This window comes from Clostridium sp. DL1XJH146 (assembly GCF_054819755.1).
The window spans coordinates 1-12,362 of sequence record NZ_JBTVVN010000070.1 but is presented as its reverse complement, the minus strand read 5'-3'; the positions used below and the strand labels follow the sequence as shown (position 1 = coordinate 12,362).

The following is a 12,362-nucleotide window of genomic DNA, read 5'->3' as shown; positions in this document are numbered from 1 at the left end:
AAAACCGCATGCACGGTTTGATGAGGGGAAAGAGGCGAGAGCCTCCGACCTACTCTACCAATGCACAATGCACAATTGTGGATGATTTTGCTGCGCAAAATCTTTATTTATGTAAAATATATGAAGTATAAGAAAAATATTAGGTTACATAAGAAGGGTGATTTCCACAAATGGTGGAAATCACCTAATTTTTATATAAGTAAATAAAGTAGTTTAGTTCTAAAAATTTTGGCTATAATTAGTTATTTTGTTTTTTAATTAGGAATAGTACTCCACCTATAAGCATTGTAAATCCTAAAATTAGAAGTAAACTAAAATCAATAGGAGATCCTGTTTTTGGTAATTCTGAAGAAGTTTCTGCTATGAAGTATTCAGAGCAATGGGCAGTTTTATAAGACATATAACCATCAGAATCTACTTTTACATTTGCTTCAATGATTTCGTAAGTATCTTTATCAGGATAGTATCTATATACATTAATAGTTTTACCAGACCAATCTTTTCCTACGAATACTTTTACAGTACACATACCAGGAAGAGCACCATCATAATTGTATGAAAATGCGAATACAGGAGTATCTTTTCCGGTTTTTTCTTTAACTTTACTTTGAATTCCTTCAGCTACCTTTGTTTCAACTGGTTTTAGTGATAAATCTAAATCTTTGATTGCTTCAAGTGATTTTTCATCAATATCTTTACCATTAAATGACCACTCAATACCTTCTTTTTCGAAGGATAAATTAATATTTTTTCCTTTTATTGCTTCAAAATAATCCTTGGAAACTTTTGCTGTGTTTTTAATGCTTATTTGCAAAGTTGTTCCTTCAGGGATTTTATTATCATTGCTTAATGCTTTGATATTTGAAGCTTGTTCATCAGAGTTATCACCAAGGGCTATAGGGTTATTGTCCGGAGTTTCTTTTATTTTATTAAGCATAACTTCTTTAGAAGTATCTTGAACATTATCTTCAGGGTCTTCTATAGTATCTTTTGGTGTATCAGGCTGTTCATCTGCATCTGTTGGAGTGGTTTTTTCTATTAGATATTCATTAGTATAAACTTTAGATTTATTACCAGCTTTATCAATAGCAATGAATTTTAAGGTAGTTGAATCTGAAATATTAATTGCAGCAGTATATTTAGAGCTACTAGTTGTAGGGTTAGAGCCATCAAGTGTGAAGTATATAGTGCCTTCTTCAGACATGGTTAATGATACTTCCTTAGGTTCTGTATATGTTCCTGAATTAATATCACATGATGCTGTTGGATTATATTGATCAATGCCAATGTTGTTTAGATTGTTTAGGTTATTTAAGTCAATAGTAACAGATTGATAAAGTTCCCCGAAGTTATAGAATTCTAAGTTTATTTTTGTGGTATCATCTATATTGATATAACCCTCAAAATTATTATCATCTCCAGTATAAAGGAAATTATTATCTATACGCAAACCAGTATAAAGAGAAGTATAACCAACAATATGAATTATATTATCAGTGATTTTTTCTATATTATATATAATATAGGGAATTTTAAAATCATTTAAATTATTATTTATTTTGGAAGCATCTACAGTTCCATTATTATTGTATATGCATTTATGATATTGAGGGTCTGCAGAGTTGAACTCTGATGGGATTTCATTATAAATAGCTTTAACATAAAGAGTACCATCGACTGTTATATTTCCTTGATTGATTAATGTACCATATACATATAAATCGCCTTTTACATGAAGATTTGCATTATTAATAAAACTTAAAGAAGATATATACAAATCATTTTCATAAGTGGTAGCTTCTTTCAACTCCAGTTCGCTATCTTCAATTAAGCAATTAGGTGCTGTGTAGTTATTAACGACATCTATTTCGAAATCTTCTTTGAATTTTCCGTCAGCAGTTGTTGCAGTAACTTTGGTGCTCCCAATAGCCACACCGTAAAATCCATCAGTAAAATCATCTATAGAATAATTTTTTACTATATCTTCGTTCTCAACAGTATAACGAAAATAATTTGGGGTTGCGTAGCTAGGTATTGTACTTATAATATTAGAATTGATCTCAATAATAGAGCCTTTTTCTATAGTGAATTTTTTCAATTCGACATTTATTCCTTCTACAGGTACGTTTTTAACCTCTATGCCATAGTCGCTAAAATCCTCATAGTATCCCATAATCATAAATTCGTTTATTTCGGAGTTTTCGATTATTATTTTGTAACCTGAATAATCTTCTATTTCTATAGAATCTAACTTATAAATTCCTTCTTGGTATGCAAAATACCCTGAATTATTAGGTGTTACATAATCTTCGAACAGATAATTACCTTCAGCATTTTTCCCTTGATAATAAAGTGGTATTTCATAGAACTCATCGTGAGTACTATTAGTGTACCAAAGAGTAACATTAGATACTCCAGATTGTGTATCTTTTAATTCAGTACGAATTTCAAAAGGCTCGTTTGTCGAAATAATATCACTACTTGTCCTAATATTAATTAGAGAAGGATACTCATCATCAATTTTTGCATCTGTTATATCAAAATCTAGTGCGGTAGAATCAGCTTCTAGATCCTCTCTAAGAATAGCAGGTTCAGGTGAATCATTAATAAAAATTGCTTCGAATTCCCATAAACCCATATTGATGTATTCACTAAGTTCTTCGGAGATATCAATACTAGTAGTTTGATTTTCTTCGTCCTGATGAATTTTGTCATAATCAAAATCTAGTGCTAGAATATTAGATGCATCTTTATTACTAAATATAATACTTCCGAATTCTACTACACCTGATAATTCAAGGTGGATGTTTAGCATATCACCACCCTTAAGTGAATTGTTTTGCATGGAATAATCTAACAGATGAGTTTCGTAATCTGACCATTGTACATTAATCTCTACGGTTTTGGTATATTTACCATCTGCTGTTGTTCCTGTAATAGTAGTATTACCTACTCCTTTTCCATGTAATATACCCTCTGAATCAATTTCAGCAATATCAGCATTTTCACTAACCCAAGTTACAGTATTATTTAATGCACCTGTTGGAAGGTTGTTTGAGTTTATTGGATATGAACTATTTACTTCAATTTCGTAATAATCAGATTCAACATAAATGCCTTCAAAAGCCACATTCTCAACTTCCAAATAATATTGACGAAGGTCTTGTTTCTCTACTGTGTAATTACTAGGATAGGGAATATAAGTATTGTTGTCTTCTATGACTAGAACATTTCCGGCTTCATCTTCGATAAATAAAGTATCTAGATAATATTCACCAAATAAGTAATTTTCATAATAAGAAAGATTAGATTCTATCTTGTATTCATTTTCACTAGTTTTAGTCATTTCTTCAATGCAAATAGATGGTCCACCATTTTCTTTGGTGAATAATGCAGAGATTCTTTTTATGCCGGATAAATTATCAGAGGCCTCTATTGACATTTCAACTGTTTCATCGATAGAATATTTATTCTTTGATAAGCTCATATTACTTAATTGCGGTGCTTCAGTATCATTTTGTGCAAAAGAAGCTGTAACATTAAAATTTCCACTAGTTAATTCTGTGCTATCATAAGCACAATATTCAATTTCATTTCTATTGCCATCTACAAAATGAGCTATAGCTAGAGACCATTCTCCAATTTCAGAATAGTCATTTAATTTGAATTTTAATTCATAAGTTGTGTCATTTATTTTGGTAAATGAGACGAAATTATTTGGATTATCAGTGCTTTGAATATCATAAGCATAGTGGTAGGGGTACCAAGTAGAATTATCTGGATCTTCAAATACTAAATCAATATAATTAATATTTGATAAATCATCTTTTGCTTCAATTGTTACAGTTACAGTATCGCTTCCTTGATATTCTTGAGCATCTACATTAACACTAATTAATTCTGGTGGTGTTACATCATCTGTAGCTGCTTGTACTTTTTTAGTATTGATACAAATGGTGAAAAGCATTACAAATGATAATAAAATACTAATGGTTTTTTTCATAATTATCCTCCTTTTATATGTGAGACGAGATTAAATTTGTGTATTTTTATGTCCTCCTTTTCATATTGTATTTAAATTTAATAAATACATAATATCATAAAATATGTAAAAATATTGTTGAAATGTATATTGTATTTTAAAAATATTTATTAGAAATTTTAATTTATTTACAGTTATATTAAAGAAAATATTAATATATTATAATAATTTAATATGACTTCTTTTCGTCACATCTTTGCCATTTCATAAGCTTAATATATTATTAAAACAAGCTGTTTGGGAGGTAATTATGAAAAAACATAGAAAGCTAAGACTAGCTAGTCAAATTTTCTTTTTTACATTGGTAGCCATCATTTCATTAAATCATCATCTTGTAGAGACTGGTACAGAACTGCCTTTTATAGGATCATCTTCTCTTCATGCTATTTGTCCTTATGGAGGAGTTGAGACTTTTGTTGCTTTGATTAAATTTGATGTTTTGGTGAAGAAAATTCATATGTCATCTGTTGTGATTATGGTGATTATTCTTTTTATGGGAGTTTTATTTGGCCCAGTTGTCTGTAGTTATATGTGTCCACTTGGAAGCGTACAAGAATGGTTTGGTAAGATTGGCAAGAAAATATTTAAAAAGAGATATAATAATTTTGTACCAAAGAAACTAGACAACATTTTGAGATACTTAAGATATTTTGTGCTTGTGTATACTGTTTACTTAACAACAAATTCATTGAGATTAGTATTTTTAGAGGTGGACCCTTATTATGCATTATTTAATTTCTGGTCTAGTGAAGCTACAATAGGTGGAATAGTTGTACTTATTCTAATTTTAGTATCGTCTTTATTTATTGAAAGACCTTGGTGTAAATATGCCTGCCCATTTGGTGCTTTGATGGGATTAACTAATTTCATTAGTATTTTTAAAATAAGAAGAAATAAAGCAACTTGTATAGGATGTAATAAATGTGATAGAGTTTGCCCTATGAATATAGAAGTTTCAACTAAAGAAGTGATTACTGACCATCAATGTATTCGCTGTGGAGAATGTACTTCTGAGGTTGTATGTCCTGTTGAAGAAACAGTTCAGTTAAGGACTAATTCATTTAAGGAGGAAAACAATGAAAATAAAAAGTAATGTATTAGTTGTGGCTATTGTTGTTATTCTTTTCGGAGGAATTTTAATAACAAGTGTATTAGGTCTTTGGCAAACAGAATCAAATAAACAACCAAGAAAACTTTCTCAAGGTGTATTTGCAGGAATGTCCGACCCAGAAGATATAAGAGGTTCATATTCTTTCTTGGATATTGAAAATGCTTTTGGTGTAGATGCTGAGATAATTTCAGAGGCATTTAATATTAAGAGGGATAATCCAGAGGCGGTAAAAGCTAAAGATTTAGAGTCAATATATACTGGACTTGAAGATGATAAAGAAATTGGTACTGGTTCAATTAGGTATTTTATTTCTCTTTACACTGGACTTCCTTATGCGGAAATGGAGTATTTACCTAATACTGCTGTTGAGGTTCTAAAAAAAGCAGGAAAATGGAGTGATCAGCTAGAGGGAAAAACAGCGCCCTTCATTATAGATGTATCTAATATTGAGATTGGTACAGTGGAGCAGGGAGATTATGAAGAAAATTCTCAGGAAGAGTACGAAAATGAGGAGCACAATGAAATAGGTGTTGTAAAAGGTAAAACAACTGTCGCTGAAGCTATTTCCTGGGGAATTTCAAAAGAAAAAGTCGAAGAAATACTAGGCGTTAATATTGAAAATGAAAATATGACTATTAGAGATATTTGTGACCAAAATGGACTTAAGTTTGGAGAAATAAAAATCTCAATTAGTGAAAGTTTATAAAGATAGAATCACTAGATGTATAGATGAATTTGATAAAGTTAAATAATTTTTTAAAGAAGGTATCCTGTTTATAGGATACCTTCTTTAGTGATGTAATAGGGGTTATCTTCTAAAAATACTGATGTCAGGATTTTTACCATCTAAAATTGTTTTAACTCTTAATCCTATTAAAGGAGTATATTGTGGATGAGTAAGGATATAGAATTGTTCATCTTCAATACCTTGGAAAACACTCATTCCGATAGAATCTATAGGGATTCCTGTTTTTATAACAAACTCGCTAACCTTTAAGCCCTCATAATAAGAAGCACTCTTATAGTATTCGTCATCATCTATTTTGAATTCTTTTGTTCTTCTTTTATCACAGTTATGAAGGTCTGTTTGAATATAGCCTGGACAGAATACTGACATTTTTATTTTTGATCCCATCTGTTGTAATTGATAATTAACAGATTCACTCAGTCCAACATTACCATGCTTAGTCATATGGTAAGTAGGCATATTAGGTGATGTTAACAGACCAGCTGCACTTGCTACATTGACTATATGACAAGGAGTATCTTGCTCTAACATTATTGGTATGAAAGCTTTAAGTCCATAAGAAACACTATATAAATTTGATTTCATAATATAATCAATTTCTTTTGTTGGTATTTCCCAAATTTTACCTGGAACTACAACGCCAGCATTGTTGAATAATAAATCTACTTGTCCAAAAGTTTTTATTGTTTCATTAGCCAATTTTTCGACTTCTTCATATTTTGTAACATCGATAACTAGAGCTAAAACTTCAGTACCTTTACTTATTAAATCCTCTTTTACTTTAAGAAGATTTTCTTCGTCTATATCTGCTAATACTAATTTCATACCTTTTGACGCAGCTTCTTCACTTAAAGTTTTTCCTATTCCATTAGCAGCACCAGTTATAACAGCTACTTTGTTTTTAAAATCTTTCATTTATAAAGCCTCCTATTTTAAAATATTTAGTATATTAGTCTAATACGTATGCTTTTTCATATCCTGTTTGAATAGCTTGACCGATTCTTCCTGGTTTTTCTGCATCACCTAATACTTTAACATTATCAAAATTATTGTAGAATTGATCTACAAATTCATTGTTTACCTTAACACCAAGAGATAAAACTACGGCATCACATTCTATATTTCTTACAGAAAGATTTGATGTATTTTGAACTACTATACCAGTATCAGTAATTTTTAATAGTTTAGTAGAAGGCATCATACTAACATCCATTTTCTTAAGTCTAGTAGTGACATCATATAAATTTGGTGCATATGCGCCAGAGCCTATTTTAGCTAACATTTCAATAACGTCTACGTTGTTTCCTTTTTCACTTAAATATTCCGCAGTCTCAAGCCCTGTGAGACCAGACCCAACAACTATTACTTTTTTATCTTTAAGATTAACTGTTTCTGATAATATATCATGTATAGTATAGACATTTTCTTTATCATATCCTGGAAGTTTAGGTATTATTGCTTCAGCACCTGATGCTACGAAAACAGAATATGGATTAAGTTTCTTTAATTCTTCTACAGTAGCAGGGGTATTTGTTCTAACATCTACTCCGGTTATTTCCATTTCATAAGTCATATGTTCTATTAACCATTTTAGTTTTTCTTTAAGTGGAGGATTACTTCCAAGTCTAACACTTCCGCCAAGCTCAGCTTCTTTTTCAAATAATACTGGTTTAAAACCTCTTTTTGCAAGTGTTATAGCAGCCTGCATACCAGCTGGTCCACCACCAACAACGGCAACTACTCTTCCGTCGCCAGTTTCTCTTAAGTTATCGTACTCAAGCTCTCGTCCCATTCGTGGGTTAACAGCACATTTTGTACATCCGCCTTCAGAAAGTTGTTCTATACAATATAAGCAAGACACACATGGTCTAACTTCTTTTTCTCTTCCTTCCATAGATTTTTTAGTCCATTCTGGATCTGCAAGTTGAGCTCTACCTAACGCAACAAAGTCTAAACCGTCTTCTTCTAGTAATTTTTCTGCAAAGTCAGCTTTTCTAATAACATCACATGCTATAACTGGTATTTTAACTGAATTTTTAATAGCTTTAGCTAAATGTCTCTTCCAACCTTGAGGGTATGATATTGGCTCTATGATTGTTACCATAGAATCATAAGTTCCAGAACTTACATTTATAGCATCTACGCCAATACTTTCTAAAGTACGTGCAACTTTAACAGCCTCATCTAATTTTAAACCACCTTCTAAAAATTCATCTCCATCAATTCTTACTGATATAGGGAAGTTTTTGCCACATATATATTTTATACCTGTTATAATTTCAGTTATAAATCTCATTCTATTGTTAAATGTTCCACCGTATTTGTCTTCCCTTAAATTTGTAAGAGGGCTAATAAATTGACCAATCAAATAACCATGAGCTGCATGTAATTCTACACCGTCCATACCAGCCATTTGAGCAATTTTTGCTCCTTTAACAAATTTCTTTGCCATTGCATCTACTTCTTCTGTAGATAATGCTCTTGGCATTTCACCAACAACATTACTCATAACAGCACTTGGTGCAACTATTTGTTTTCCACCTATCAATCTTGCGTGAGATTGTCTCCCAGGATGATGAAGTTGCAAGAAGATTTTTGAATCATGTCTATGCACAGCGCGTGCTAATTTTTCTAATCTTGGTATTTGATATCCATCTGTAGCACAAAGTTGATTTGGTGTACCAACACCAGTTTCATCATCTACCCTAGTGATTTCTGTTATAATTAATCCACAACCACCCTTTGCTCTTTCTTCATAATATGCGATTATTTCGTCTGAAGCTTCTCCTGTAGATGTAGCTAGAGAAGTTCCTATTGCAGGCATAACTACTCTGTTTTTAATAGTAAGATTACCGATTTTCCCTCTTGAAAGTAAATTAGTATATTTCATATTGTTACCTCCTATATTTCTTTTATTTCTTTGTTATAAATATATCAAACGATGGTATTTATATATATAGTCTAAAAGGCTAAAAAAATCTTTTCTTATTGTGCTTAATGCACTATACTTTACTTATTGGGGGTGTTTTTATGGGTATAAAAGTGGAAACTATATATGAACATTTTATGGTGATAACAAATAAAACAAATATTAATGACAAAATAGAATATACTTCTTTATATGAAGCAAAGTTAATTGTTAAAGGGCAAAAAAAATTCAAAAAAGATATATTATATGTCGGAAAATGCAGTTTTGTAAAAGAAAATGATATTATTTTAACTAATGGTAGCTTTATTTTAATAGATGATTTAGTAGATTTTGACACTGATTTTTATATAAAAGAGGCTGTCTACATAATTCTGAAAAATAATTATGATATATTTGAATTATTTAATGAAGTAAATGACCTGTTTAATAGTAATGTAGAAGCTCTTAATTCTTCATATTCACTACTGAGTTCTTTATTAGATAACAAAGGATTAAACGATATGGTTAGATTATCTTCTGAAATTTTAGATAATCCAGTTATAATTATTGACAGTAGTTATAGAATTATTGCAAGCTCGGATACTAAAGAAATAAATGATAATTATTGGATAGAAAATATAAAAAAGGGATACTGTTCATATGATTATATTTCATATGTCAGAAAAATTAAAAGTTTTAAAGAATCACCAAATAATATGAAGCCATTTGTCGTGATTTGCGATAAAAGTCCAATAGAAAGATGGTTATGTAAGATATTTATTCATGGTAAGCTTGCAGGTTATATTGTACTTCTTCTCACAAAGTCAGCAATGCAGGAAAAGTATAAAGAAATTTTACCTATGATAGCTAATGTTGTTTCTAAAGAATTAGAAAGAACTGAAGGCAGGAAAAACATAAATAATATTGACTATGAAAACCTTTTGAGAGATATTTTAGATCACAATATTAAAGATGCAGATTCTTTAAATGAAAAATTAAAAAGTTATAATTATAAATTTAAAAATAAATATTTTTTATTAACTTTTGATATAAGAGATTATAATGCTATAAATAAATCACCACGGTATTTATCTTCTAATCTTGAAGGTTTTTTTCATAATAAACCATCCATCTATTATGAAGATTATATAGTTATTTTATACGATTTTGAGGAAAAACACTTTATTTCATTATATACAGAAGAAAAATATGAAGAATTGGAAAGGTTCGTAGATACTAATAATATATTTTTAGGGATAAGTAAAGAATTTGAAGAACTACTAGATTTAAGAGAAAATTTTGACCATACTGTTAAAACAATAGAAATAGCTAAGAAACTAAATAAGGATAAAAATATTAACTTATATAAAGATATTCAATTTTATGATTTTATTTCTCAGGCTCAAAAGACAGTTGATATTCAAAACTTTTTTTATGATGATTTAAACATTCTCTTAGAATATGATAAAAAAAATAAAACAGAGTTTTACGATACGCTGTATGTCTACTTAAAAAACAATCAAAATATTGTAGTTTCAGCTAAAGAATTATATATACATAGAAATACTATGAAGTATAGATTAGGAAAAATAGTTAAGCTTACAAATATTGATTTTGAAAATGAAGAGCAAATGTTTCAATTATATTTTTCTATTAAAGTAAAACACTTTTTGGATTAGTATAAAAAAAGTAGGGAAACCTACTTTTTTTATTTAACTAACAGCTCATTCAATTGTTCAAGTAAATTATTACCTCCAGATAGAGAAATATGTCCCACTTTATCACAGATTTTTTCTAAGTATTCTAATTCTTTTAATTTATATAGCGTTTTATTTTCATCCATAAGTTTTGCTGTGTTTAAGAGACTTCTAGTGGATGCTACTTCTTCACGCCTAGAAATTAAATTTGCTTGGGCTGTTTTTTCTGCAATTAAAACAGTATTCATAATATCACGAATTTCACCTGGTAAGATTATATCTTTTATTCCTGCATCCATGAATTCAATAAAGTATTCTGATTGTTTTTCTTTTAGTTTTTTTAATACAAAATTGGCGATAGATTCTTTTTTAGAAAACAATTCATCAAATTTGTAAGTGCCTACGTACTCTCTTAAAGCAAGTTGAGTTAGTACATAAATTTGAGATTTATAGTCTTTAATTTCTGAATAAAGATTTACTGGATCCTTGATTTTGTAGCTAAACACGAAATTTATTCTTAAAGCAACCTTGTCTGTAGTCAATATTTCTTGACCTGGAATCTCCATTTGTTTGGTTCGTATATCTACAAGTTCATAGGATATTACTATATTGCTGTTCCAGAAGAAATAAAGACCTTTTGTAAGTTTCTTTTCAAATTTGCCATCGAAGTACAATAAAGCAATTTCACCTTCTTGAACTTGAACTTTTGTATAAAGTCTTGTAGGGATATAATTTAGCATATATAAATTTATATCATCTGAAACTTCTGGTTTTGATATATCTATAATTTTATAACTGTGCTTTTCATAAATATCCCAAAATGCATATTGACCGCTAGGTAAACAGCTATTTAATCTTCCATCTATATAACAGAGAGATATACTGTTGTCTGGTACTTCTATTATTGAAACACTTTCAGCGAAGCTTTTATCCTGCAATAAAACATTAATATTAATCCAAGGTAACCCAACTGGGTCATCAAGAGTTACTTTTTCTAATGAAAAACCTAATATAGAAGAATATGAGTGCTTTCCCGGTGTTAGAAACTTAATAAAAGTACCATTCTTAAACAAATAACCTCTTTCATTCTCGTTAATAATTACTTTCATAATTTAAAACCCCTTTCTTTTTAAAACAAAAGTGAAGTGTAAAGATAAATGCACAATGCACAATGCACAATGCACAATTAAGGATGAAATTATTTTAGCAAGCTAAAATAATTTCTTTAATTAATTAAAATATTAATTTAACGTAGCTAGCAGAAGTCTCCACCCTCAACAAAGTAGGATGGAGATGAATGCGTAAAAACAACTTATTTGTACTATTATTATGCATAAAAATATACTCAGTAGTAAATAATATAAATAGGTGATGTAAATGAAATTAGATACAAATAATCATTCGGTCTTCTTATTGCATTATCATCTTGTATTAGTGGTGAAATACAGAAGAGAAGTAATAAATGATGAGATAAGTAGTAGACTGAAAAAAATATTTGAGAAGATAAATCCAAATTACAATATAACTATCGAAGAATGGGAACATGATAAAAATCACATTCATATACTATTCAAAGCGCACCCAAATAGTGAGTTGTCGAAATTCATAAACGCTTATAAAAGTGCAAGTAGTAGATTAATAAAGAAAGAATTTCCTCAAATAAAAAAACAGTTATGGAAAGAATATTTTTGGTCAAGAAGCTACTGCTTGCTCACAACAGGGGGAGCTCCTATAGAAGTAATAAAGAAATATGTTCAAGATCAAGGAAAGAAATGAGGTGAAGGAGTTGCTAAAAGCTTACAAATATAGAATATATCCGAATTCAAAGCAAAGATTATATCTAGCTAAAACATTTG

General features: G+C 29.7%; 9 protein-coding genes. 5 read left to right on the top strand and 4 right to left on the bottom strand.

Translation table 11 applies throughout. The features are described 5' to 3' along the window. Positions 1-238 precede the first annotated feature (238 nt). A complete protein-coding gene (locus ACVHXK_RS18055; protein WP_461207803.1) occupies positions 239-4,003 on the bottom strand; it encodes a chitobiase/beta-hexosaminidase C-terminal domain-containing protein in 3,765 nt (1,254 codons plus the stop codon). A 289-nt stretch (positions 4,004-4,292) separates the two neighbouring features. On the opposite strand from ACVHXK_RS18055, the gene ACVHXK_RS18050 reads away from it, so the two are divergent. Further along, positions 4,293-5,135 (top strand): 4Fe-4S binding protein, encoded by an 843-nt coding sequence (locus ACVHXK_RS18050; RefSeq protein ID WP_461207802.1) that lies wholly within the window; start codon positions 4,293-4,295, stop codon positions 5,133-5,135. Next, positions 5,119-5,859, top strand: coding sequence for a hypothetical protein (locus ACVHXK_RS18045; protein ID WP_461207801.1), 741 nt, complete (start codon positions 5,119-5,121; stop codon positions 5,857-5,859). Before ACVHXK_RS18050 ends, ACVHXK_RS18045 begins: the two co-directional genes overlap by 17 nt. 102 nt (positions 5,860-5,961) lie before the next feature. Here ACVHXK_RS18045 and ACVHXK_RS18040 read toward each other — a convergent pair whose 3' ends face one another. Together ACVHXK_RS18040 and ACVHXK_RS18035 are read right to left on the bottom strand one after the other, a co-directional pair. After that, positions 5,962-6,816 (bottom strand): SDR family NAD(P)-dependent oxidoreductase, encoded by an 855-nt coding sequence (locus ACVHXK_RS18040; protein ID WP_461207800.1) that lies wholly within the window; start codon positions 6,814-6,816, stop codon positions 5,962-5,964. A gap of 34 nt (positions 6,817-6,850) precedes the next feature. After that, positions 6,851-8,791: an oxidoreductase gene (locus ACVHXK_RS18035; protein WP_461207799.1), complete on the bottom strand. Its 1,941-nt coding sequence runs from the start codon at positions 8,789-8,791 to the stop codon at positions 6,851-6,853. Positions 8,792-8,931: 140 nt separating this feature from the next. Between ACVHXK_RS18035 and ACVHXK_RS18030 the strand changes: the two genes are divergently transcribed. After that, entirely contained in the window at positions 8,932-10,488 is a 1,557-nt protein-coding gene (locus ACVHXK_RS18030) for a PucR family transcriptional regulator (protein ID WP_461207798.1), read from the top strand. Positions 10,489-10,517: 29 nt separating this feature from the next. Here ACVHXK_RS18030 and ACVHXK_RS18025 read toward each other — a convergent pair whose 3' ends face one another. Beyond that, complete coding sequence (locus ACVHXK_RS18025) at positions 10,518-11,615, bottom strand: slipin family protein (protein WP_461207797.1); 1,098 nt, start codon at positions 11,613-11,615, stop codon at positions 10,518-10,520. Positions 11,616-11,883: 268 nt separating this feature from the next. On the opposite strand from ACVHXK_RS18025, the gene tnpA reads away from it, so the two are divergent. Both tnpA and ACVHXK_RS18015 read left to right on the top strand, forming a co-directional pair. Beyond that, positions 11,884-12,282 carry an IS200/IS605 family transposase gene (tnpA, locus tag ACVHXK_RS18020; RefSeq protein WP_461207796.1) on the top strand — a complete coding sequence of 133 codons (399 nt, stop codon included), beginning with the start codon at positions 11,884-11,886 and terminating at the stop codon, positions 12,280-12,282. Further along, positions 12,257-12,362, top strand: a 106-nt coding sequence (locus ACVHXK_RS18015; RefSeq protein ID WP_461207804.1) for a helix-turn-helix domain-containing protein, incomplete at its 3' end; no start/stop codon positions are given. The genes tnpA and ACVHXK_RS18015, both read left to right, overlap by 26 nt.

Bases quoted from the DNA above. Each gene is read 5' to 3' on its own strand.
- ACVHXK_RS18040 (WP_461207800.1), bottom strand. From the start codon at position 6,816: ATGAAAGATTTTAAAAACAAAGTAGCTGTTATAACTGGTGCTGCTAAT.
- ACVHXK_RS18025 (WP_461207797.1), bottom strand. From the start codon at position 11,615: ATGAAAGTAATTATTAACGAGAATGAAAGAGGTTATTTGTTTAAGAAT.
- tnpA (WP_461207796.1), top strand. From the start codon at position 11,884: ATGAAATTAGATACAAATAATCATTCGGTCTTCTTATTGCATTATCAT.
- ACVHXK_RS18050 (WP_461207802.1), top strand. From the start codon at position 4,293: ATGAAAAAACATAGAAAGCTAAGACTAGCTAGTCAAATTTTCTTTTTT.
- ACVHXK_RS18035 (WP_461207799.1), bottom strand. From the start codon at position 8,791: ATGAAATATACTAATTTACTTTCAAGAGGGAAAATCGGTAATCTTACT.
- ACVHXK_RS18030 (WP_461207798.1), top strand. From the start codon at position 8,932: ATGGGTATAAAAGTGGAAACTATATATGAACATTTTATGGTGATAACA.
- ACVHXK_RS18045 (WP_461207801.1), top strand. From the start codon at position 5,119: ATGAAAATAAAAAGTAATGTATTAGTTGTGGCTATTGTTGTTATTCTT.
- ACVHXK_RS18055 (WP_461207803.1), bottom strand. From the start codon at position 4,003: ATGAAAAAAACCATTAGTATTTTATTATCATTTGTAATGCTTTTCACC.